This is a genomic window from Anatilimnocola floriformis, from assembly GCF_024256385.1.
Classification (GTDB): domain Bacteria; phylum Planctomycetota; class Planctomycetia; order Pirellulales; family Pirellulaceae; genus Anatilimnocola; species Anatilimnocola floriformis.
The window spans coordinates 5,489,665-5,511,407 of the sequence record NZ_JAMLFW010000001.1; the positions used below are offsets into that span (position 1 = coordinate 5,489,665).

Here is a 21,743-nt window from a genome sequence, read left to right on the forward strand (position 1 = left end):
AAAGTCGCTTTGGCACGCATAAGCGGCCCGGCGTTGAAACTTTCATCCACTCCTCATCGATTCCCCTCGCGATTTTCTTACTTAACCGGCAAGCTTTGCCGATAGAGAAATTGACTGCGCGCTGTTGGCGGGTGCTGGAGTGCTCCCGGGCGGCGAAATTGGGGCAGTTTTATTTCGCTCAACAGGTATTGAGAGGACGCTGGGGTTATGCCGCTTTTTGACGCTACTCTGGCCGAACGTGTCGGTTCGGCGATCGAGACCAATCCGTACTTGAGTGGCAGGAAGCTGCGGTTCGAGGCCCAGGAAGGGCGAGTGACGCTGAACGGCGTGGTGGCTTCTTATTTTCAGAAGCAGATGGCTCAGGAAGTCATCAAACGCGTCGAAGGCGTGAAGCAAATTGAGAATGAGCTCGAAGTGAGCTGGTGCTAAGCGGTTTGCTTGATTTGTAGGACGGACCATTGGTCCGTCTCGAACTCTGAGTTTACTCGTTCGGCGATTCTGGACGGACCAATGGTCCGTCCTACGGCCGCATTGCACTTCTTCTTTACCGCGGTTTGGGCCGATAGCCCATTACGGCGGCGCCGCGGTCGGCGTATTGCGGAAAGCGATCGTCGAGTCGCACCGTCTTCAGCACTTCGTGATTGCTGTCCGATACCCCGCACATCCGCATCAAGCCGTCGCGCGAGGTAACGCGCTTGTGCAACAGCGCTAGTTGACCGACGAGCCAGCTGCGAAGCATGGGCACCTGATCCATTTCGATCACGACGCGATGGCAGAATTGCTGCTCCATCCGCTCCCAGATCGCCTCGGCCAGTTCCACTTCCACGCCCAGTTTGTCTTTGGGCGGCACCGGGCGAATGAACAGCCAATCGGGCCCACGATCCATCTCCAATGTCCAGCCGGGAATTAAATCGACCACCATGGCGATCCTCCGCGCAAAGAGAGCCAGGCCGAATAGAAGCGACCTGGCGAATTAGAAAGTACCCCTACCCTCTAGGCGTTAATCTTAAGAGGCGTGCGGCGGGATGCAATTCGATTCTGGCGAAGTGGCGACGGATTCTGGATTTGTAATCGTGGGAGTTGCTAGCGAGGCAAGCTCAGCTTCGAGCTTTTTCAGCAAGCGGCGCAGCGAATCAAGCGCCACCTCTACGCCTGGCGTTGGGAACGATTTCAGCAATCGCTCCTTGCGGCCGATTGCTTCTCGTGTTTGGCCGATCGCAGTTCGCAAGTAATCAGACATGTGCTGTTTCCCCTCTACAATCTTAACACGACAATCCCTTGTGGTGAATTATTCCGGCTAGTCCCCCAAAGATTCTTCCAGAACAAGTAGTCGTTTAAAGTCTCTTCATGGCGCGGATCAGTCACAGAAAAGATCGTCGAAATGTACGCGTCGACTCCGTGCGTGATTTGGAGTCTATCGAACCACTTCACTGCTTCACGCTGAATCTTGTTGCCCTGTTCCAGTAGTTCGGCTTTGACGTAAAAACAGACGTCCAGATCACGTGGGTTCAATTTTGTCGTGACGAAACTTCCGTCAACCCAGAGTTCTCCGTTGACATTCGCCAACGTCATTCGCTCGGCAATCATTTCAAGTCTATTCATCCACTTGTCGCGAACAGTTGAATTGCGAAACTGCTCGGCCGTGACGCAGCGCAAACGAATTTGACCAAGATCGCAGAAGTGAAACCCTGCCGGCCAAAGTGAAGTGTAGTTTCCTGGATTTGACTCTGATTCCATCGCATTCCAATTCCATAGTCGACGAACACCCCTCTACGCCCCGCGCTTATACCGGTAGAATTCTGCTCTCGCAACCGCGCGAAATCACCCGTCGTTTCCACGAATTCAAGGATCTCACACATGTCCCGTGCCGCCGCTGTTACGTTCAAAGGCACCCCCATGACCCTCGCCGGCGAAGCCGTGAAGGTCGGCCAAGCCGCGCCTGATTTCACCATTCACTTCTTCGAAGGCGGCCTGAAGACGATCACCCTCGCCGACCTCAAGGGGAAGGCCACCATCCTGAGCGTCGTGCCGTCGCTCGACACTGGCGTGTGCAAGATTCAAACGAAGAAGTTCAACGATGAACTGTCGTCGCTGGCCGGCGGCATCAACGCCGTTGCCGTCAGCCTCGACCTGCCGTTCGCGATGAACCGTTTCTGCGGCGCCGAAGAAATCAAGAATCTGAAGGTCGGCAGCGATTATCAGAATCGCAACTTCGGCCAAGCCTATGGCGTGCTGATCGAAGAGCTGAAGCTCCTTGCTCGCAGCGTGTTCGTGATCGACAAGGACGGCAAGATCGCCTACGCCGAAGTCGTGCCAGAAGTCACCAGCGAACCGAACTACCCAGCCGCTCTCGAAGCACTGAAGAAGTCGCTGTAAGAGTTTTTCTGCAAGAATTTGCTTGATTCACAAAGGGCGAGGCCGTGGCTTCGCCCTTTGTTTTTGCGCATTTTCAAAACTTGGAAATTGCTTGCGTTCTCGTTAGACTCAACGCATCGGTTTGCCACGTTCCTCCCACTCGCAACTGCCAGATTCGTATGGTGAGGCAAATATTCTTTTTGTTTGCGCTGCTGTCGTTCCCGGTATTGAACGCCGTGAATGCCCAGCCCAAGACTGCTCCCCAGCAATCGGCACAACGGCCCGATTTGCGCCCAGGTGACAAGCTCGAAGTGATCGACATGGGCCGGCTGCGCGAAGCCGAGTTCGTCGAGTTCACGCCCGTTGGTTTGATCAAAGTGCGATTCGAAGACGATAGCCAAGTGCCGTTTCGTCCGCAGTATGTTCGCTGGGCGAAAGGGATCAATCCGCGAGATCCGGCTGCCGTGGCTGCCGCAAACAGCAAGCGTCAGAATCCCAATCCGGCCCAAACAGCAAGCAAACTCGAAGCTGCAGAAAAACCGGCCACAACTCCCGCCCCCAAACAGCCACGAAATTTCAAACGTACCTGGCAAGACACCTCGGGCAAGTTCTCCGTGGAAGCGGAATTCATAGGGCTTGCCGATGGCAAGGTGGATCTCAAGAAGGCCGACGGCAAGGTTCTTTCGATTCCACTCGATCGGCTCTCAGAGACCGACCAAGCCGCTGCCCGGGCGATGGTCGAGAGTCTCCCAAATCCGTTTGAATCCAACGTGCAGCAAGGAGTGATCGGCTCATCCTCGCCTACGGCAGTCTGGCAGGGAGTGACGGAAGCGGAGATCTCGTTCGCTAATCTCACCCCGGCGACCTACATGCGAGCAGCGGCTTATGCAGCTCCGTGGAATGTCAAAGCCGATAAGGTTACTCCCCATTTTCCGAGGCTGTCTCCGAAATTCGTCTCGTTCGAAACCGAAGGCGTACGCAGCGACGATATCTACGAGTACTTGTTCAATGAGGCGACGGAAACCATCTGGATATCGCAGGCCAATCGCCAGTGGGGCCTCACTCGAATTCAGCGGGTGGATTTGGTGCAGGGGAGATTGCTCCCCATGATCGAGTTTGCTGGATACAACCACTTACTGGCCGTCAATCCGAGCGGCAATCTCGTTCTTACCAATGGAGATCAGAATCGAATCAATGTCTGGAAGGTGGGAACTCAGGGACTAACGGCAATCAAATCTATCTCTCTAACGGGCAGGAATGACCAGGAATGGGTTGCGCATTTTGTTGACGACAATCGGGCCTTGATCTCGACTTCCCGCGGCTCAGTTTTGGTTTCGCTACTGGACTACACCGCCAGCAGTTCGCGGCCGGTAAATCCGCTTCAATTCAGCCCCAATCGCAAACATTTCCTGACCTGGTTGAACGACCAATTGATCATGGTCGATTCGCTCAGCGGAAAGGTACTTGGCACGTTTGCTCCCGGCGGCAAGACACAAACCACGGCCGCCCAGGACGGCTGCGTTTATCGAATTGCGTTCACGCCCGATGGTAGTCAGGTGGCATATGCATCCACCGACACGCTGTACTTCTTCGACGCCCAAACTGGTAAGGAATTAAAGGCCCTACCGATCCCGAATTTGCCGATGTTCGGACTTCTTTCCTTTAGTCCCCAAGGCTACGCAGTGCTCTCGGGCGAATACGCGATTGAGCCCGTTCAGGGACAAGTGGTGGCGCACGTCAATGTGGGAACTGAGATGAGAGTTCCATACGGCGGACAGCAATGGTATCTGAAACGCTCGACCGCAAACGGCAAGACAACTCTTACCCTGGAACACTGTGAACTTCCCAGCGCGGAGATGATCACTCGGCTCGCGCAGTCGCGGATCGACGACCTCCAGAAAGTTAAACCTGGCTCAACTCTGTCGTTACAAACCAGCCCTGAGTTGCCAGCCGCTGAACAACAACAAATTCGTCAAGCGATGGCGAAGAAATTGGAAGGGACCCGACTTTCGGTCGCCCCAGAAGGCGAGATGGGTGATTGTGTCCTCACCATCGAGCAGGTCAAGCAGGAGAACTTGGGGGTCGAAATCACGTTACGAATTTCCTCAGACAAAGGTGCTTCCTTGTGGACTTTCAAATGCCCCATTCGACCTGAGGAAACGCAATTGCTCACCGGAGAGTATTTTTCGCTGCTCCTGGGCAAGGTCATGCCGCGACAACTCTCCGATGCCATTTTTCAGGCGCAGATCACTCCTGAAGGGTTGAAAATTGAATAGTACTGTCCCTCGCCAATTGTTTGGAAGTTGGCGAATTCCTTTATAGAATCTGCTTCTCGATTCTCGTCGTCTTAGCCGAAGTTGGCTCGCTTTCGAGGAAGGCTCTCTCATGTTTGGTTCCCTCGTGCGTTCCTGTTTGTTGACCGCCCTGCTTTCTTTGCTCTCAGTCAGTTCGCTGTTCGCCCAGCCCGCGGGTGTGAAAGCGGGGGACAAGATCGAATACTTGGATGGCCGCGGCGTCGTGCAAAAGGGCGAATTTATCGAGATGGTCGGCGCGTCGGTAAAGGTCAAGCAAGAGGACGGTCAGACGAAGATTTTTCCGGGTACTCGGGTGCGTCTACCCGGCGGCGCTGCTGCGAACCGGCCGAGGCTCGGGCCCGCTGGCGGCGATATTCCAATTCCTAGTCGACCAGCGGCAACTGCGCCGGCCAATCCCTTTGAAGCGGCCGCCGCTGAGGTTCGCACCTGGACCGATGCCACCGGTAAATTCAAAATCGAAGCATCCTTTGTCAGTCTCGATAAGGACCAAGTCCAGCTGAAGAAGACCGACGGCAAGTTCATCACGTTGGCGATGGACAAACTGAGCGCCGAAGATCAAGTCGCCGCTCGCGAGGCCGCCGACAAGGCCAAAGCGCCGCCGATGAAGGACGAGAATCCCTTCGAAGCCAACGTTACCGACAAGCCGCAGATCGCCGGCCTGGGCGCGGAACGAAAGACGAGCTTGAACGGCGTGCCGTTGCTGACGCTCGACGCGCCGGCTGCCTGGGGTGCGGCAGCGAATCCCTCGACGGTTGCGCTGCCGAAGATCAGCAATCGTGCGGCGTCGATTCCGCCGCGCGCAATCGCTGGTCCGAATGGTCGGGTCGATGACTTCTTCGAAAAGGCCGAAGGGATGATCGTCGATCCCGCCCACGGCTGGCTGTGGATTGGCGTGAAGAACGAGCATGGCGGAAAAAACTGTCGGCTCGAGCGAGTCGAAATCGCCAGTTCTGCGGCGATGCCTCCGCTCACGATGCCGACGCTCCTCAGACCCATCAGCGTCGATCCCACCGGGCGGTTGCTGCTGACGAGTCGCGATGATGATTTTCAAACCCGCAACAAGCACCTCGATATTTGGGAGATCGATGGGAACGAAGTTCGCGCGACATCCAGCTTCAAGCCGTTCGACGATGGCGAAGGGAAGCATTTCAGCGTCAAAGCATTCAAATGGGCCGAGTTCGTCGATTCCACACATCTGCTCACGCTGGGCGACAGCGGCAAACTGGTGATGTGGGACCTCAGCACGGCGGGCGTGATTCGCGGGCTATATCAAATCGATCTCGGCAGCGGTTGGTCACTCAGCTGCGCACTCAGCCCGGGCCGCAAGCAACTCGCCGTCGCCACCAGCAGCGGTGTGTATGTGCTCGAGCCGATCAGCGGCAAGGTTCTCGGCAAATGTGAAATGAAAGACGACGGCGCATCTCGGCTCAGCATTTATCGCATTGTCTTCAGCGACGATGGCGCGCAGCTGGCTGCGGCTGGTCCGCTCAATCTGTGGGTTTGGAATGTCGCCGATGGAAAGAATACGGCGGCTGTTTCCGGCACTTCCATGCACATCAGCCACGAGACCGCCCTCTCTTTCGGCTCGCACAATCATCTCATCATCGACCATCGCTACGCCTTCGATATCGAGCGCGGCCTGATGACCTGCTCGTTCAGCGGCAGCACTAGTTCAACGGCGGTTTCGTTTGCCGGTCGTGAATGGTTCCTGAACGAGGACCGCGGCAGCGGCGGCAAGTCCCGCAGCATCATCAGCTTTGCTTTGCCGGGCGAAGAAGTTGTCCGCAAAGCTGCCACCGTGAAGGAAGAAGAACTCCTTGCCATCAAGCCGGGTTCCAAGATCGGGCTCGATCTGGCCCTGCCGTTTGACGGCGCGGAATCGGAAAAGATCCGCACGTCGATCACCACCGCCTTCGTCAACAACGGCTGGGCGATTGCCGCGCCGGGCGAAGCCAGCGATTTCGTGCTCACCGCCCGCGCGATGCCGGGCGAAACCAAGGAAATCGAATACCGCATGTTCGGCCGAGGCTTCGCCACAACCAAGGTCTCGGTCACTTATCAGCTTGGCGAAATGTCCCTCAAATCGCCAGGCTCCGATAAACCTGTCTGGCAAAACAAAGCCAGTTGGGGTCCTCCCTTCAATATTCATCTGAAGGAAGGCCAGACCATTGAGGAAGCAACCCGCACCACCCCCAACGCGGCGTTCTTCGCCAACCCCGGCATTCCCCGTCGGTTGATGAAGTATCCCAACGGCGTGTCGATTGTCACGGCGACACTGGCGCCGAGCGGTATCACGGTGCAGTGAGGCGAATGCAGAACGCAGAAGGCAGAATGAAAAATGCCAGATAAACACCTGTCTGCATTTTTCCGTTATTCTGAATATTCCTTCTGCTTTCTGCCTTCTTACTTCTGCCTTCCCCTATGCGCCAACTGACCGTTCTCAAGGATGAAGCCGCCGCGCGCAAGTTTGCGGCTTGGCTGGTGGTGCAGAATATCGAAGCTCGGGCCGACGCCGAAGCGGATGGCTGGTCGATCTGGGTCATCGACGAAGATCAGTTGCCAGCGGCCAGGCAACATCTGGCTCAGTTTCAAGCCGATCCGAATGATCCCCGTTTTCGAAATGCTCAGCAGCAGGCCGCGGCGATCGAGCGCGAGGAACAACAGAAGCGCGAGCGAGCCCAGAAGAACACCATCGAAATGAACCGCCGCTGGGGAACTGGCGGGCAGGTCGCCCGTTCTGCACCGGTTGTGCTGGCGATGATTGCCATCTCGGTGGTTGTGTTCATTCTGACTGATTGGGGCGAGCAAGCCGGGCCGGGCGTGAAGTCCTGGGTGCAGTTCTCGAGTGGCATCGCGGATTTCCAGAAAGTGGATATCGATGGCCAAAAGATGATTCGAGGAATCAAAACCGAGGCCTGGAAAGACGTGCAGGCCGGTCAGATCTGGCGGCTGGTCACCCCCATGTTCCTGCACTTCGGCGTCATGCACATCGTTTTTAACATGATGTGGCTGTATGACTTGGGTGGGCAAATCGAGAGCCGAATTAAGAGCCGCTGGTTTGTGGCCCTGGTGCTGCTGATCGCAGCGACGTCCTGTGTTTCGCAGGTCGTCGTCGACTCGTGGCTGGAGGGGACGACGCTGTTTCCCGACATTGGCAACTTCGGCGGTATGTCGGGCGTCAACTACGGCCTGTTTGGCTTTATCTTTGTGCGATCATACGTGCTGCAAGACCGTAGCTACTTCCTGCACTCCACCACGTCGCTGCTGATGTTCGGCTGGTTGCTGGTTTGCTTTGCGAGCAACTACGGCGTGATCAATCTAGGCCTGGGCTCGGTGGCCAACACCGCGCACGTCGCCGGCATGCTGGCCGGCATGGCGCTCGGCTACGTGCCGCAGCTCGTACGCAGGGCATAGCGATTTCGCAGGCAAATTCAGCGGCCAAATCAACTTGTCGCGCTGCGCTGTGTCAGCAGCTCAAACTGCTTCACGATCAGCGACCAGTGTGACTGCGAACTGTTCACGCGCGTTGATCGCAATGTCTCCAAGCTGCAGCGCTGCGCGTTCCTATCGTGTCGTTCAGCGCGATCAAGCATGTCGCGCGGCGCGATGACGGGCCCCGCGCGACCGTGAAGATGCCGTCACAAACGGCAGCGATGGTAAAGTGTGCAGCCTGCACCGGAATGTAATTCTAGAGAAGAGATGCGGACGATAGTTGTCTTTGTCAGGCGATAGCATTGCTGGTAACTACTGGAGTAGCCAGCCATGCGGCGACAAAGTTCAGCTAACCAGGCAGGTCATCTGGTAAGCGAGCCCTGACAAACGAGTTGCCGGTGAGCAAGGTCACTCACCGGGAACAGGCCGCAGCAACCATCCCATCCAATCATCCCGCAGATTCATCATTTCCGCGCCCACCGCGTGGCGTGTGTAGAGGAAGGAGCCCCCCATGTTGGTCTTGTCGAGGCACCGTGACGAAAGCATCATGATCGGCGACAACATCGTCATCACGATTGTCGATATCCGTGGCGACAAAGTACGTCTGGGCATTGAAGCCCCGTCGGACATTCCGGTTCACCGCCAGGAAGTATACGAAGCCATCCAACGCGAAAATCGCAAAGCCAGTCAACTCCGCCCAGGCGACACCAAAGACCTGGGCCGGACGAACACTGGTACGTAAGCGAGGAAACTGTCTCGCGAAGTTTCCCGGTCAGGATGTTGCTGCCAGCCAGCAATTCCTCTCCCTGGCCACAGCCGCGCTTCAGTATTGTCGGTTGGTTTGAAATTCAGGTGACCGGAGCGCCCGCCTCTCGCGCTCCCTTCGCAATCGTCACCCATCACGGAAGGTGGGGTCGGGATTCCTTCGCGCGGCAAGCGATCGTCCCGGCCCCCGTCTCGGCTTTCGACTTGAAACTCGCTTGTAACAAGTCGATCACCAACAGTTGAATCCCCTGCGAGTTCGGCTACGTTAGGTTGGCCGCAGGAATTCCGTCGCGGAAGCTCCGTTGCGGCCCTCTCCTCTCTGGGGCCAGCCGATGAACACCGCGTTTCGCTTCTGCTGTTTCATGTTGCTCGCGCTCGTTTTACTCGCGCTCGGTGCATCTGCCGCCGAATACAAGAACTTCGACGATGCCCTGCGTGAAGGGACGAAGCTCGCGCGCGACAAGCAGTTCGCCGAGGCGCAAACCGCGCTCGAGACGGCGCTCACACTCGCCAAAGATGATGAAGCGCGCTTGAAGGCTTATCAGGCGCTCGTTGTCCCTTACCGCCAGCTTCCTGAGATCGACAAGATGCTGGTCGCGCAGGACTTTATCATCGCACACAGCGATCAGCGTTCTCGGCGCTCGTTGGCCGCTCGCGATCTCGCTTCGTTCCTGCACCAGCGCGGCAAAGTCGATACCGCCGTCGAACGCTACGAAGCTCGCCTGCAAAAGGATCCGCGCGATCTGCTCGCTCTCAACGTCCTGGCCGTCATTCACAAGAACATTCGCGACGACAAATTGAAAGGGAGCGAGTTTCAGCAGCGGCTGGAATCGGTCAATCTCGAGTGGGCCGAAAAACTCGCCCTGAAACACGAAGCAGCCGCCGCGGCGGCCACGCAGTTGCAAGCCTGGCACTGGAAAGAGGCGGCCCTTGCCTGGGTCGATGCCAACGACAAAGAGAAAGCTCTCATCGCCGCGAAGAAGTCAGCCAGCGCTCCGCCGGAAATGCGATCCGACATTCTCGCGTTCTACTGGCGCGAAGGCTTGGGCCAGGCGTTTCTCAAGGCGGGCGATGCTAAGTCAGCGATCACCCATCTCGAAGCCGCGGCCACTCTCGCGCCGAGTAAGATCCATCGGGATGAAGTGGAAAAGAAGATTGCCGAGGCGAAGGGAACTCCATAGACGAGCCACGGAGCGACTCGGCTATGAATTCAGCCACAGCTCTTTGAACCACTTCAGCTCCGTCGCAATTCCGTCGGCGAGTTCCGCAGGCCGCAGTTCTTTCGGCAGCACGGTCCAGGCGTAGGTTTCCACTTCGTAGTGCCGGCAGTTGCTGTATTCCCACGCGGCTTGCAGGCATTGGCCGATTTGTTCTTGCGTCGACGACAGCCTGCCAAGCTCTTGCTGATAGATGGGAACATGGAAATGGATCCGCCATTCCCCCAGCGATCGGCCTTGCCGCAGATTTTCCTGCAGCAGTTGGCTTTCGCCGGCGAGGGCGAGATGCAGGTCTTCGTAGAAAACGTCTTCGTCGATTCCTTCTTCATTCACGCGGCGAACGGAAGTTTGGTGCAAGTACCGCGGCTCGTTAAAGCTCGATAGATCGTTCAGCGGAATACTCGCCGCCGTGGGCCGTTCGAGGGCATTGAGATCCATCCGCAGCGCGGCCGAAACCTGGATCTTGCCGACCTCGATGCCGGCATCCTGGTACCGCCGCAGCACATCGTCCTGATCTTCAAACATGACGGCTGCGTGGCAAACGTCATGACAAAGGCGGATGTGCCGGCGAACAATCTCTTCATCCTCGCCGCGAAACAGGTTCCACTGGAAGAAGTGAATCGCGTCATCGGCCAACGAGAACACGCAGCCGGGCTCAGGCTCGATGCAGATATAAATCAACCGGCCGGTCCGTTGTTCCAGATCATGCAGGTAATGTGCGACCTGCTTGAGCTGCGCCGCCGCGAGTTGATTCTGCTCGCGATCGGGGCACGGCTGCCCCCAGCCGATCGGCAGCGTCGAGATGCTTCCTTCCTCACCGGCCGGCAGCAACGCGTGCAAAATGTCGATCAGTTGCAGCGTGTAAGCGAGTCGATCGGCATCCCACCAGGTCGGATGATACACACGATGCTTGACCACCTGCTGGTGAAAGTCGCCGTACGGAAAACCGTTGAACGTATACGGCAGCAAACCTTGATCGCGCAGCCAACCGGCAAACGCATCGACTTGTTTTGTCTGCACTAGTTCTCGCGCGCTGGCAGCCGACAACCACAGGCCGATCCCCATCGGCGCGTCGGGCGAATACAGCTGCTTCACGCGAAGCGCATGCTTCTGCAAGTTCGCACGAGTCTCGTCAAGATTCGCGCCGGCGTGAACGTTGGTGCAATAACCAAGAGTGGGAAGCGGAGGCATGAGTGCGGCGCGGAGGGATGAAGGTGGAAGAGAGGAAGGGATGAAGAGAAATACAACGGAATGATTGGAGTCGCCGAATGTTGCTTCAGCTCTTCGTCTCTTCCTCTCTTCGTCCCTCTCCAGCCATCCTAACAAACTCGCAGTGACGCGCGCTACGCGGCTTTCCGCACTAACCGTTCGATCGTCTGCACCAGCGGGCCGTAATGAAACGGCTTGGCAATGAAACGATTGGAGGAAGTCGATTGATCTGGGCGAATCGTACCGAGCACAATCAAGCCGCTGTTCGGCTGGCGGGTTTCGGCGGCGAACTCGTTTTGCAAACGATCGTCGACGGCCGGTTGATCGAAGTCGAGCACAATCACATCAGGCCGTTCCTCGCGAGCTAGTTCGAGCCCCCGCTGCGGCTCGTCGGCTTCAAAAATCCGCAGGCCGCGCAGCTGCAAAATGGTCGCCAGCACTTCGCGAGTCTCTGGCGAAGGCTCGACCAACAGCACGCTGGGAGAATCGGTATTGGGAACGATATGCACGGCAGGCTCCAAGGCGGAGTAAATCAGTCGGCGGGATGTTCGGGCGGGTGGGGAGAATAGCTGCCGCCAGCCGGCGTGTCAAAGCGAGTTTTCCGGCGGAAAAATGCGGCCTGAAAGAGAAAGTGCCGCCACTGCCAGGTCAAGAAACCGAGAGCTGTCCCCTTAGTTGCCTTTAGAGAGCTACCAAGGGGACAGCAGGTTGAGTTGTTCGCCGTCGCTATCGTTCGATTTCAGTATGCTTGCCGTTTTTCGGATTTCAAATTCGGTCGACGGATTTTCGAAAATAGGCAGCGGCGGGCACCCTTGGAAGTGGCGAAATCGGCGGCCGGCGACAGCGTTCGAGCCGGGGTTGAAACAGGCAGCGAAATACGTGTCGCAAATGCCCTGATTTCAACCAGTTGCGGCGACCGCAAACTGCGATCGCCCCTTTGTGATTGCTCGCGAAATTTGCTAAAATTCGAGCCTTCTGCGAGCGCTGATTTGGGAAGCATTTTCAGGCTAATTTCGGGCGCTCCTGCCGGTGGGTTTTCTGGCTCGCCGTTGCTGCTGTTTTTGAAAGGACTCGGTCTTGGCTGACGACGATTTGCCCCCAGTGGATCCCACTGATCCGAATGCGGCTGGCGATGCTCTTCCTCCCAAGGATTTTCGCGATCGGGCCACCGACCAACCGATCGAAGACGAACTCAAGGATAGCTATCTCACGTACGCGATGAGCGTTATCGTGAGCCGCGCGCTGCCGGACGTGCGCGACGGCCTGAAGCCTTCGCAACGGCGCATTTTGGTCGCGATGAACGACCTCAATCTCGGCCCTACTGCCGGCCGTGTGAAGTGCGCCAAGATCTCGGGCGACACCAGCGGTAACTATCACCCGCACGGTGAAGCCGTCATTTATCCGACTCTCGTCCGCATGGCCCAGGAATGGAACATGCGCCATGTGCTAGTCGACAAGCAAGGAAACTTCGGCTCGATCGCCGGTCTCCCTGCAGCCGCCATGCGGTATACCGAAGCCCGGTTGTCGGCCGTCGCTTCGATGATGCTCGAGGATCTCGATCGCGACACGGTCGACTTCCTGCCGACCTACGACGAGCGCAATCTCGAGCCCACCGTGCTGCCGAGCAAGTTTCCCAACTTGCTGGTCAACGGCACGCAAGGGATCGCGGTCGGCATGGCCACCAGCATTCCGCCGCACAACCTGCGCGAAATCTGCGATGCCATGGTCCGCGTGATCGATGAGCCCGATGTCTCGATCGACGAACTGATTGAGCTCGTCCCTGGCCCCGACTTTCCCACGGGGGGCATGATCTGCGGCCGCGCGGGCATTCGCCGCGGTTACATGACGGGCCGCAGCACGATCATCGTCCGCGCTCGGGCCAAGATCGAAGAGTACAAGAAGGAGCGCTTCCGCATCGTCATCACCGAGATCCCTTACCAGGCTCTCCGCGATGTGGTGATGGAAAAAATCGCGGCCCTGGTGAACGAAGACAAGATCAAGGGCATTAGCAGCGTCACCGACTACAGCGATCTCAAGCAGCCGGTGCACATTGTCATCGAGCTGAAGACCAAGACCGATCCCGAGGTGGTCCTCGCTCAGCTGTATCAGTTCTCGCCACTGCAAGATTCGTTTTCAATCAATCTGCTCGCCCTCGTCGACGGCAAGCCGCGTCTGCTGACGCTGAAGCAGATGCTGGAAGAATTTATCCGGCATCGCGTGACGGTCATTCGCCGCCGGACGCAGTTCCTGCTCAGCAAGGCCCGCAAGCGCAAGCACACCATCGAAGGTTTGCTCCTCGCGCTGGCCAATATCGACGAAATCATCCGCATCATTCGCCAGTCGCGCACGGTGGCCGAAGCGAAGACCGGTTTGATGAACGTCGAATGCCCCGCACCAATGATGCAACGGGCCCTCGGCGACGAAGGCTTTAAGGTCTTCGCCTCCGAGCGGGGCGTCGCCGATGCTTACCGTCTGACTGCGGTGCAAGCCGATGCCATTTTGCGGATGACGCTCGGTCAGCTCGTCAATCTCGAACAAGAACGCCTCGGCGGCGAACACGCCGAGCTCTTGAAGGAGATGGGCGAGTATCTGCGGATCTTGTCCGACGAAGCCAACATCCGCGCGATCATTCGCGACGACCTGCTCGAGATTCGCAAGAAGTTCGGTGAGGAACGCCGCACCGAATTGAGTGGCGCCGAGATCGGCCACGTCGATCTTGAAGATCTGATCACCGAAGAAAACATGGTCGTGTCGCTCTCGCACAAGGGCTACATCAAGCGGACCACTTCGAGCGTCTACAAGGCGCAGCGCCGTGGCGGCAAGGGCTTGAAGGGGGCCGATGCCGAGGATGAAGATCCCATCGAGCACCTGTTTGTCGCCAGCACGCACGCTTACCTGATGTTCTTCACGAACATGGGCAAAGTATATTGGCAGAAGGTCTACGACCTGCCCGAAGCCAAGCGCGACGCGAAGGGGCGAGCGATCGTCAATCTGCTCAACCTCGCCGAAGGGGAAAAAGTAGCCGAGTGCCTCGCGGTGCGCGATTACGACTTGCCCGATCATTACCTCATCATGACCACCCGCAACGGCTTGGTGAAAAAGACGCCCCTCGCGCAATACAGCCGGCCGAAGAAGACCGGCATCATCGCCATCAACCTCAAGGAAGGTGACGAGCTCGTCAACGTCGCGATCGGCAAGCCCGGCGACGAACTGATTCTTTCGTCCGCCAAGGGACAAGCCGTTCGCTTCAAGCAATCGACGGTTCGCAGCAGCGGCCGCAACGCGCAAGGCGTAAAGGGGATCAAGCTTCGCAAGGGAGACACCTGCGTCGGCATGGTCGTCGCCGACCCCGATGCCACGCTCCTCACGGTCTGCGAAAAGGGTTACGGCAAGCGCACGCCGATCGGCCCCAACAGCAGCATTCCGGATGTTCCTGAAAGCGAGCTGCCCGAAGGCGAAGAAGCCGCCGAACCCGTTGCCGAGGTCGAAGAGCCGGAGGCCGAGGGTGATGAATCGTCGAGCAACCGCTACCCAACCAAGGGCCGCGGCACGATGGGCGTGCGCGACATCAAGACCACCGACCGCAATGGTCCCGTGGTCGCCGTCGCCGTGGTGCGCGAAACCGACGAACTGCTGATGATGACTGCCCGCGGCAAGCTCCAACGCCTCGCCGCCGGCGACATCAGCGTCATCGGCCGCAACACGCAGGGTGTGCGAATCATGTCGCTCGACGAAGGAGACTCCATCGTCGCCGCCGTCCGCGTGGCCAAGGAAGAAGAAGCGGAACCGGCAGCTGGAGAAACTCCGCCGCCAGCTCCGGCGACTTAGTGATTGTCACCGCCCGTGGTGAAATCACGCCTAAAACGATACTATGAAAACTGGCGGTTGAATTTGTTTTTGCTTCTCGAGGTTGGATCATGCCTGCAGACGATATTTTGCTCGATACCGAAGAACGCATGGAAAAAGCCATCAGCGTGCTGAAGAACGCGCTCGGTGGCATTCGTACGGGTCGCGCGAACCCGGGCCTGGTCGATTCGCTGCGGGTCGAGGTCTACGGCTCGCCCACGCCGATGAAGCAGGTCGCCTCGGTTGGCGCCCCCGAGCCGCAGCAGATCGTCATTCGCCCTTACGACGCCGGCACGATCAAGGACATCGAAAAGGCGATCATCGCCAGCGGCCTCGGGCTTGCGCCGCAGAGCGACGGGCGCGTGATCCGCCTCAACATTCCCCCGCTGACGACCGAAACCCGCCGCAAGCTGGTCGCTCGCATCAAGGAACTGACCGAGGAAAGCAAGGTCGCCATCCGCAACGTCCGTCGCGACGGCAACAAAGCCGCCGACACGGAAGAGAAGGACAAGCTGCTGAGCGAAGACGAGTGCAAGACCATCAAGGATCAGATTCAAGAGCTGACCAAGCAGTATGAAAACACCGCGACCGAAATGGCCAAGGCTCGCGAGACGGAAGTGATGGGGGAATAGCACTCCTCCGTCGGCAGTTCTGAGTTCTGAGACAAGATTGGTCGTTGGTTCGCGAATAGCTTTCAAGGTGTTTCTATTTCTTGATCGCGAGGGACCAATCCTGCGATGGAATGGCTGTTGTCGATTTGTCTCGGTGTCGGTCTTTCCGCAGCGTGCGGCTTTCGGATCTTTGTGCCGATGCTCGGCTTGAGCATCGCGGCCCAGGCCGGGCATTTGCAATTTGCCCACGGCTTTGAGTGGATCGGTTCGCCGGCCGCGCTAGTTTGCTTCGGCGTGGCCACGGTGATCGAGATCATCGCCTTCTATGTCCCCTGGCTCGACAACGTGCTCGACACCATGGCCACGCCGGCCGCCGTGGTAGCCGGCACGATTTTGACTGCCTCGGTCGTCACCGATATGTCGCCGCTCATGCAGTGGAGCGTGGCCTTGATCGCCGGCGGCGGCGCTGCGGGCGTGGTGCAGACGGGCACGGTGCTCTTGCGAGGAGCTTCGACAGCAACCACCGGTGGCACGGCGAATTTCATGGTGTCGACCGTCGAAGCCGTCGGTGCAACGGGCACGACGATTCTCGCCATCGTGCTGCCGGTCTTGGCAGCCCTCGGCGTGCTCGCGCTGATCAGCTATGTTCTGTATCGCCTCGTGAATCGTCGGCCGGCTAGCGATCCGGTCGCTGAAAAGTCTCCGCCCAAGCAACTGCTCCTCTAGAAGCGACTCCGCATGCTCAGCCGCCCGGTATTGGCCGATTGGTACGACTACCCACAGTACTACGACCTGGCCTTTCAGGACGATACGAAACCCGAAGCCGATTTTCTGGCGGCGGCGTTCGCGAAATATGCACAGCGGCCGGTCAAACGCGTGCTGGAACCCGGTTGCGGCGGTGGCCGGCTGATCGTGGAACTAGCCAAGCGCGGCTTCTCGATGGTCGGCTTCGATACGAGCGACATGTCGCTCGATTATCTGCAAAAGCAACTTGCGAAGAAGAAGCTGAAGGCCGAAATCTATCGCGACGACATGACGAGTTTCACCGTCAAGAAACCGGTCGACGCGGCGATCTGCACGTTCAACACCTTCCGCCATCTGACCACGGCGGAATCGGCCCGCAGTCATTTGCAAAGCGTGGCCGCATCACTCGCACCGGGAGGCATCTACATCCTCGGCTTGCACCTGCTGCCGCCGGATGCCGACGAGGAGAGTCTCGAACGCTGGACCGCGACAAAAGGGAAAACCAAAGTCGTCTTCACCCTCCGCGTGCTCGATTTCAACCGCCGCAAACGGCTAGAAAAACTGCGGGCCACGATGCTCGTCCGCAACGGGCACAAAGAACTGCGCCTGGCCAGTGAGTTCGAATTCCGTCTCTACACCGCAGCGCAAATCAAACAGCAATTGGCTGAAGTGCCAGAGTTCGAACTCTGCGATGTGTATGACTTCTGCTATGAGATCGATCATCCGTTGAAGCTCGATAACGAGCTTTCGGATACGGTGTTTATCTTGCGGAAGAAGGCCGACTAAGGTTGGGGCGAACGAAACGCAGCCCCTCACCCCAACCCTCTCCCCGGAGTACCGGGGCGAGGGAGCAAGACCTCTTACTTCTTATCCTTCTTCGGCGCACCTTGCGTTTCGGCGTCGATCTTCACCATCTTCAGCGCGCCGCGGGCTTTGTCGAGTTCGAACTTGAAGTTGCCGAGGAACGACATACCGAGCACCGGATTGGCCGCGATCGCGGCGGGATCGAGGACGACGACTTCGACGTCTTCCACACTGAACTTACCAACGCGGATGCTGGCTGCCTTTTTCAAGTAGCCCGGAAGTTCGCGGCCGTCGGCCATCACCAGCGAGATCCGTTCATCGGTGCTGGTCGGTTCCAGGCCCATGTCTTTGGCCATGGGGAAGGGAATGCCGATGAAGGCCGAACCAGAGCTGACGACGAAATCCTTGGTGTGCTTGCCATTGACGACGACCGAGGCCCACAACTGATTGCCGTCGTCGCGCAGCTTGATATTCTCCGAGAGAACCTTGTCCTCATACGTGGCGAGCTGTTTCTCCGCCGCAGTGTAGACCGCCGTGGGCTTGAAGTTGAGTTGCTTCTTTAGGACCTCGTTGACCTTGTTGAGCGCGGCTTGATTCTTTGGATCGGCTGACGCTTTCGACCACAATTCCTGCACCTTGTCCGCTTCGGTGCGGAGGCTGAGGAGCTTTTCGATGTAGGCCTCGCGCGATTCATTGGCTTTGGCGCGGGCATCCTTCACCTTTTCCGCCGACTTCTTTTTCTGTTGCATGCCGAGATCGCGTTGACCCGAAAGGGCATTCAGCGCGCCGACCAGGCGATTGTGATTTTCGATCGTCAAGCCGCCAGCGGCGAGGGCCGAGTTGTATTTGATCTCTTCTGTCTTCAGCTGATTGATCTGAGCATCGACTTGGTCGACTTCCGCTTCGGCGGCGGCCAGTTCTTTTTCGACGGCCAAAAATGTCTTGCGCACTGCGAAGACGTCGCGCACCATCTTGGCAAAGTCGGCTTCGGCTTGAAGAGAAATGCCGGTCACGCTCACCTTGAAGCCTGCCGCCTCGAGCGTGGCTTTGGCTTCGGCGGCGCTCAGGTCTCCGGTAGGTGCCGCTTCTTGCGCTGGCAGTTGATTGAGGAGCGCGAGGAAAGTGAGGCAAGACATGAGCAAAGCTGGCGACTTCATAACTCATCCTTCAGAGGCGGGATCACACTATCAATGACCTCACCAATCTACTTGGAATAACGGCCTGCTTCCAGGGATTTACGCTTAACACTGAAAGTGTATGGAACGCTGCTGCCAAGGAAATTTCAGTACAATAAACAGATAAATTAAATGGCTGCCTCACTCTCCTGCCGCGCCCGCCTTACACCGACTGCCCGCCGTGAACGCTTCTGCCCCTGCCTCTCCACATTTGACATCGCAGCGCTGGCTCGGGACTTTCTTCGGCCTCGCTTCAGCCGTGGTTTATACGGCGGCGAACGGCTTTTTACGGGCAGTCAGCGATTGCGATCCGATTTGGGTCTCGGCAATGAAAGCCGTTCCCACGGCGGCTTGCATGTTGCCATGGCTGATCGTTTCGCTCCGTCGCGGCGAAGGCTTGCCGAAGTTATCGATCTGGCTGGCCATTGGTGGCGCTGCGTTAGTCGGGCAACTGGGCGGGAATACTTCGTTCCAATATGCCCTCGGTCAGATCGGCTTGGCGCTAACCGTTCCGCTGTCGCTGGGCGGAATGATCGTGGGATCGACGCTGCTCAGTCGCATCTGGTTGCATGAGAAGATCAGCTTAACTGCCGCGACGGCGGTGGGCGTTCTCTTATTATCGATCGCTGTTCTATCGCTGGGCGCCGATAAAGCTCGCGAGCGCTTATTGGTCGAGGCGACGGCCAACCCCTGGCAACTGGCGCTCGGCGTGTCGGCAGCCTGCGGCTCGGGACTCGCCTATGCGGTGCTGAATGTCGTGATCCGTTTTTGCATTCAGCGCGGAGCCACATTGCCGGCGACGCTGCTCACCGTTTCGATCGTCGGCATGATTAGCCTCGGCTTGCTGTCGGTGCAAAGAGTCGGCGTGCGCGCGATGCTGGCTACCGACCAGTTCGACTTTGTGATGATGTTGCTCGCCGGCATTTGCAATGCGGTCGCGTTCGTGGCGCTAACACGTTGCTTGCAGTTGACGAGCGTCGTCTATGCGAATGCTCTTAACGCCGCTCAGGCCGCACTCGCAGCGCTCACCGGCGTCCTTATTTTTCGTGAGCCCGCATCGGCGGCGCTCACGGCGGGCGTGGGACTCACCGTTCTCGGCCTGGCGATTCTCACGCGTCAACCGCACGCCGAGATCGATGCTGCCCAGCGCCTGGCCAACAAGACCAACGACTAGGTCAGCCACTTAAGTGCTCGACCTGAGCGTTGTATAATTCCTGCGGCTAATCTGGCCAACGGGCGATTCGTGGAACGACTCGCTAGCGAAGGAGATGTTTGTGGCAGACGACGATGAATTGTTGCCGGACCCGGTGATTCCCCGGTTCAACCCCGAAGGAGCCGCCACCGGCTCCGACGACGACCGCCTGCGGCATATTGAAGACCTGATTCAAACCATCAAGGAATCGGCTGACAAGCTGGCCGCCGATGGGAGCAGTCGCGGCGACCTGAAACTCATCAGCCGCACGCTGCGAGAACTGCGCTACGCGTTCAAGGTCTTTTCGCCCTATCGCAAGCGGCGAAAAGTGACCGTCTTCGGCTCGGCTCGCACCAAGCCGGAAGAACCCTCCTATCAAGAAGCGGTGAAACTGGGCCGGGCCTTTGCCGAGCAGGAATGGCTCGTCGTCACCGGCGCCGCCGCGGGCATCATGGAAGCCGGCCATCAAGGCGCCGGCCGCGAGCACTCGATGGGGCTCAACATCATGCTCCCCTTCGAGCAGGAAGCCAACCCCGTCATTCGCGACGACCATAAGCTCGTGCACATGAAGTACTTCTTCACGCGCAAGCTGATGTTCGTGAAGGAGTGCGATGCCGTCGTCTGTTTACCCGGCGGCTTCGGCACGCTCGACGAGGGAATGGAAGTCATCACGCTGCTGCAAACCGGCAAGCGCGACATGGTGCCGGTCGTACTGCTCGATCCCCCCGGCGGGAAGTATTGGGCCGATCTCAATCAGTTCCTGATCACGCACTTGCTCGGCAATCGGCTGATCTCGCCCGAAGACCAGTACCTCTACAAAGTATGCGACAACTACGAAGTCGCGCTGCAAGAAGTACTGCAGTTCTTCAAGGTCTATCACAGCATGCGGTATGTGAAGCGCGACCTGGTGTTGCGACTGAACGAGCCGCTTGAGCCGATGCTGCTCGATGCGATCAACGCCAACTTCAAAGACATTCTCGTCGAAGGAAAATTCACGCAGCGCGACATGCTGCCAGCCGAAAAAGACGAACCCGATCTGCTGCAAAAAGCCCGCTTGGTCTTCACCTTCAACCGCCGCAACTTCGGCCGGCTGCGGTTGCTGATTGATAGCATCAACCTGGGCGAGATCGCGCCGACGCGATTTGGGAACAAATAAGCTGCTGGCTGAGCCTTCGCTAGCATGTCAACTTTCCATCTAGCTCTCCGCAACGCATCCTTCTAAACTCCGCGCGGTTCGCGGATCCTCGGAGACTGGCCATGCGTTCGATTGCGGTGATGAATCAAAAGGGTGGCGTGGGCAAAACCACGTCGACGGTCAATCTGGCGGCAGCCCTGGCTGCGGCGGGAAAGAAGGTGTGCGTGATCGATCTCGATCCGCAGGCCCATGCCTCGTTGCACCTGGGCGTATCGGTGCGGGACGGCCAGCCGTCGGTGTACGACGTGCTGACCGGCGAAGCCATGTTTCCCGAAGTGCGGCAGCAGATCGACACCAACCTCTGGCTGTTGCCGGCGCATCTCGACCTGGCGGCGGCCGAAGTGGAACTCGCTAGCGAAGTGGGCCGTGAAGTGATTCTTCGCGACAAGCTCGCTCAGGACGATCAGCAGTTCGATTACATCATCGCCGATTGCCCGCCGTCGCTGGGGGTGCTGACGATCAACGCCCTGACCATGGTCCGCGAAGTCTTCCTGCCGCTGCAGCCGCACTTTCTCGCGCTGCATGGTTTGTCGAAGCTACTGAAGACGATCGAGATCGTCAGCAAGCGACTCAATAAAAACCTGCGACTCAGCGGCGTGCTGTTTTGCATGTACGACTCCGGCACGCGGCTGGCCGCGGAAGTATCGAGCGACGTAACCGCCTTTTTCCAGGGCGATCAGGCTCTCGGAATTGCCGCCAACGCCAAGGCGTTTGAAACGCGGATCCGCCGCAATATCCGCCTCGCCGAAGCGCCGAGCTTCGGCCAATCGATCTTTCAATACGCTCCGCAATCGCCGGGCGCTGACGACTATCGCAACCTGGCCGCCGAAGTCCTCAAGATGGCAGTGGCCGAAATGCCGCAGCTCCGCCGCGCCGCGTAAAG

At 58.2% G+C, this 21,743-nt stretch carries 21 protein-coding genes; 14 read left to right on the forward strand and 7 right to left on the reverse strand.

Annotated features, from left to right (window positions below; all coding sequences use genetic code 11):
* The first annotated feature begins 207 nt into the window (after window positions 1-207).
* The gene (locus M9Q49_RS21675) at window positions 208-429 is read left to right on the forward strand and encodes a BON domain-containing protein (RefSeq protein ID WP_254510924.1); all 222 of its coding nucleotides are present in this window, start codon (window positions 208-210) and stop codon (window positions 427-429) included.
* 115 nt (window positions 430-544) lie between these two features.
* Here M9Q49_RS21675 and M9Q49_RS21680 read toward each other — a convergent pair whose 3' ends face one another.
* From M9Q49_RS21680 to M9Q49_RS21690, 3 genes are all read right to left on the reverse strand, one after another.
* Complete coding sequence (locus M9Q49_RS21680; protein WP_254510925.1) at window positions 545-922, reverse strand: STAS domain-containing protein; 378 nt, start codon at window positions 920-922, stop codon at window positions 545-547.
* Between the two features lie 84 nt (window positions 923-1,006).
* On the reverse strand, window positions 1,007-1,240 hold the full coding sequence (locus M9Q49_RS21685) for a hypothetical protein (RefSeq protein ID WP_254510926.1): 234 nt from the start codon (window positions 1,238-1,240) through the stop codon (window positions 1,007-1,009).
* 14 nt (window positions 1,241-1,254) lie between these two features.
* Complete coding sequence (locus M9Q49_RS21690; protein WP_254510927.1) at window positions 1,255-1,737, reverse strand: DUF6932 family protein; 483 nt, start codon at window positions 1,735-1,737, stop codon at window positions 1,255-1,257.
* A gap of 120 nt (window positions 1,738-1,857) precedes the next feature.
* Here M9Q49_RS21690 and tpx point away from each other — a divergent pair, with 120 nt between their 5' ends.
* Entirely contained in the window at window positions 1,858-2,376 is a 519-nt protein-coding gene (gene tpx, locus M9Q49_RS21695) for a thiol peroxidase (protein WP_254510928.1), read from the forward strand.
* Here tpx and M9Q49_RS21700 read toward each other — a convergent pair.
* Complete coding sequence (locus M9Q49_RS21700; RefSeq protein WP_254510929.1) at window positions 2,337-2,756, reverse strand: hypothetical protein; 420 nt, start codon at window positions 2,754-2,756, stop codon at window positions 2,337-2,339. The genes tpx and M9Q49_RS21700 overlap by 40 nt on opposite strands.
* Here M9Q49_RS21700 and M9Q49_RS21705 point away from each other — a divergent pair.
* The 5 genes from M9Q49_RS21705 (at window position 2,733) to M9Q49_RS21725 (ending at window position 10,048) form a co-directional block, all read left to right on the forward strand.
* Window positions 2,733-4,631: an SHD1 domain-containing protein gene (locus M9Q49_RS21705; protein WP_254510930.1), complete on the forward strand. Its 1,899-nt coding sequence runs from the start codon at window positions 2,733-2,735 to the stop codon at window positions 4,629-4,631. The two genes, M9Q49_RS21700 and M9Q49_RS21705, sit on opposite strands and share 24 nt — an antisense overlap.
* A gap of 109 nt (window positions 4,632-4,740) precedes the next feature.
* Window positions 4,741-6,975: an SHD1 domain-containing protein gene (locus M9Q49_RS21710; RefSeq protein ID WP_254510931.1), complete on the forward strand. Its 2,235-nt coding sequence runs from the start codon at window positions 4,741-4,743 to the stop codon at window positions 6,973-6,975.
* Between the two features lie 116 nt (window positions 6,976-7,091).
* On the forward strand, window positions 7,092-8,084 hold the full coding sequence (locus M9Q49_RS21715) for a rhomboid family intramembrane serine protease (RefSeq protein WP_254510932.1): 993 nt from the start codon (window positions 7,092-7,094) through the stop codon (window positions 8,082-8,084).
* 529 nt (window positions 8,085-8,613) lie between these two features.
* A complete protein-coding gene (gene csrA, locus M9Q49_RS21720) occupies window positions 8,614-8,844 on the forward strand; it encodes a carbon storage regulator CsrA (RefSeq protein WP_254510933.1) in 231 nt (76 codons plus the stop codon).
* A gap of 355 nt (window positions 8,845-9,199) precedes the next feature.
* The gene (locus M9Q49_RS21725; RefSeq protein ID WP_254510934.1) at window positions 9,200-10,048 is read left to right on the forward strand and encodes a tetratricopeptide repeat protein; all 849 of its coding nucleotides are present in this window, start codon (window positions 9,200-9,202) and stop codon (window positions 10,046-10,048) included.
* A 21-nt stretch (window positions 10,049-10,069) separates the two neighbouring features.
* Here M9Q49_RS21725 and eboE read toward each other — a convergent pair whose 3' ends face one another.
* Together eboE and M9Q49_RS21735 are read right to left on the reverse strand one after the other, a co-directional pair.
* On the reverse strand, window positions 10,070-11,275 hold the full coding sequence (gene eboE, locus M9Q49_RS21730; protein WP_254510935.1) for a metabolite traffic protein EboE: 1,206 nt from the start codon (window positions 11,273-11,275) through the stop codon (window positions 10,070-10,072).
* Window positions 11,276-11,427: 152 nt separating this feature from the next.
* On the reverse strand, window positions 11,428-11,802 hold the full coding sequence (locus M9Q49_RS21735; protein ID WP_254510936.1) for a response regulator: 375 nt from the start codon (window positions 11,800-11,802) through the stop codon (window positions 11,428-11,430).
* A gap of 709 nt (window positions 11,803-12,511) precedes the next feature.
* On the opposite strand from M9Q49_RS21735, the gene gyrA reads away from it, so the two are divergent.
* The 4 genes from gyrA (at window position 12,512) to M9Q49_RS21755 (ending at window position 17,280) form a co-directional block, all read left to right on the forward strand.
* A complete protein-coding gene (gene gyrA, locus M9Q49_RS21740; RefSeq protein ID WP_254511878.1) occupies window positions 12,512-15,121 on the forward strand; it encodes a DNA gyrase subunit A in 2,610 nt (869 codons plus the stop codon).
* A gap of 89 nt (window positions 15,122-15,210) precedes the next feature.
* A complete protein-coding gene (gene frr, locus M9Q49_RS21745; RefSeq protein WP_254510937.1) occupies window positions 15,211-15,771 on the forward strand; it encodes a ribosome recycling factor in 561 nt (186 codons plus the stop codon).
* A 105-nt stretch (window positions 15,772-15,876) separates the two neighbouring features.
* Entirely contained in the window at window positions 15,877-16,476 is a 600-nt protein-coding gene (locus tag M9Q49_RS21750; RefSeq protein ID WP_254510938.1) for a DUF4126 domain-containing protein, read from the forward strand.
* A gap of 12 nt (window positions 16,477-16,488) precedes the next feature.
* Window positions 16,489-17,280: a class I SAM-dependent methyltransferase gene (locus M9Q49_RS21755; protein WP_254510939.1), complete on the forward strand. Its 792-nt coding sequence runs from the start codon at window positions 16,489-16,491 to the stop codon at window positions 17,278-17,280.
* A 74-nt stretch (window positions 17,281-17,354) separates the two neighbouring features.
* Here the strand turns inward: M9Q49_RS21755 and M9Q49_RS21760 are convergent, their stop codons facing one another.
* A complete protein-coding gene (locus M9Q49_RS21760) occupies window positions 17,355-18,455 on the reverse strand; it encodes a retroviral-like aspartic protease family protein (protein ID WP_254510940.1) in 1,101 nt (366 codons plus the stop codon).
* Between the two features lie 199 nt (window positions 18,456-18,654).
* On the opposite strand from M9Q49_RS21760, the gene M9Q49_RS35805 reads away from it, so the two are divergent.
* The 3 genes from M9Q49_RS35805 to M9Q49_RS21775 all read left to right on the forward strand — a co-directional run bounded on the left by M9Q49_RS35805 (window position 18,655) and on the right by M9Q49_RS21775 (window position 21,741).
* A complete protein-coding gene (locus tag M9Q49_RS35805) occupies window positions 18,655-19,647 on the forward strand; it encodes a DMT family transporter (protein ID WP_254510941.1) in 993 nt (330 codons plus the stop codon).
* A 94-nt stretch (window positions 19,648-19,741) separates the two neighbouring features.
* The gene (locus M9Q49_RS21770) at window positions 19,742-20,821 is read left to right on the forward strand and encodes an LOG family protein (RefSeq protein ID WP_390844568.1); all 1,080 of its coding nucleotides are present in this window, start codon (window positions 19,742-19,744) and stop codon (window positions 20,819-20,821) included.
* 101 nt (window positions 20,822-20,922) lie between these two features.
* Window positions 20,923-21,741 carry a ParA family protein gene (locus tag M9Q49_RS21775; RefSeq protein WP_254510943.1) on the forward strand — a complete coding sequence of 273 codons (819 nt, stop codon included), beginning with the start codon at window positions 20,923-20,925 and terminating at the stop codon, window positions 21,739-21,741.
* Window positions 21,742-21,743 lie beyond the last annotated feature (2 nt).

Excerpts from the sequence above, each read along its gene's own strand:
- M9Q49_RS21675 (WP_254510924.1), top strand. The coding sequence starts at position 208 with ATGCCGCTTTTTGACGCTACTCTGGCCGAACGTGTCGGTTCGGCGATC.
- M9Q49_RS21680 (WP_254510925.1), bottom strand. The coding sequence starts at position 922 with ATGGTGGTCGATTTAATTCCCGGCTGGACATTGGAGATGGATCGTGGG.
- M9Q49_RS21685 (WP_254510926.1), bottom strand. The coding sequence starts at position 1,240 with ATGTCTGATTACTTGCGAACTGCGATCGGCCAAACACGAGAAGCAATC.
- M9Q49_RS21690 (WP_254510927.1), bottom strand. The coding sequence starts at position 1,737 with ATGGAATCAGAGTCAAATCCAGGAAACTACACTTCACTTTGGCCGGCA.
- tpx (WP_254510928.1), top strand. The coding sequence starts at position 1,858 with ATGTCCCGTGCCGCCGCTGTTACGTTCAAAGGCACCCCCATGACCCTC.
- M9Q49_RS21710 (WP_254510931.1), top strand. The coding sequence starts at position 4,741 with ATGTTTGGTTCCCTCGTGCGTTCCTGTTTGTTGACCGCCCTGCTTTCT.
- M9Q49_RS21715 (WP_254510932.1), top strand. The coding sequence starts at position 7,092 with ATGCGCCAACTGACCGTTCTCAAGGATGAAGCCGCCGCGCGCAAGTTT.
- csrA (WP_254510933.1), top strand. The coding sequence starts at position 8,614 with ATGTTGGTCTTGTCGAGGCACCGTGACGAAAGCATCATGATCGGCGAC.
- M9Q49_RS21725 (WP_254510934.1), top strand. The coding sequence starts at position 9,200 with ATGAACACCGCGTTTCGCTTCTGCTGTTTCATGTTGCTCGCGCTCGTT.
- eboE (WP_254510935.1), bottom strand. The coding sequence starts at position 11,275 with ATGCCTCCGCTTCCCACTCTTGGTTATTGCACCAACGTTCACGCCGGC.
- gyrA (WP_254511878.1), top strand. The coding sequence starts at position 12,512 with ATGAGCGTTATCGTGAGCCGCGCGCTGCCGGACGTGCGCGACGGCCTG.
- frr (WP_254510937.1), top strand. The coding sequence starts at position 15,211 with ATGCCTGCAGACGATATTTTGCTCGATACCGAAGAACGCATGGAAAAA.
- M9Q49_RS21750 (WP_254510938.1), top strand. The coding sequence starts at position 15,877 with ATGGAATGGCTGTTGTCGATTTGTCTCGGTGTCGGTCTTTCCGCAGCG.
- M9Q49_RS21755 (WP_254510939.1), top strand. The coding sequence starts at position 16,489 with ATGCTCAGCCGCCCGGTATTGGCCGATTGGTACGACTACCCACAGTAC.
- M9Q49_RS21760 (WP_254510940.1), bottom strand. The coding sequence starts at position 18,455 with ATGAAGTCGCCAGCTTTGCTCATGTCTTGCCTCACTTTCCTCGCGCTC.
- M9Q49_RS21770 (WP_390844568.1), top strand. The coding sequence starts at position 19,742 with ATGTTTGTGGCAGACGACGATGAATTGTTGCCGGACCCGGTGATTCCC.
- M9Q49_RS21775 (WP_254510943.1), top strand. The coding sequence starts at position 20,923 with ATGCGTTCGATTGCGGTGATGAATCAAAAGGGTGGCGTGGGCAAAACC.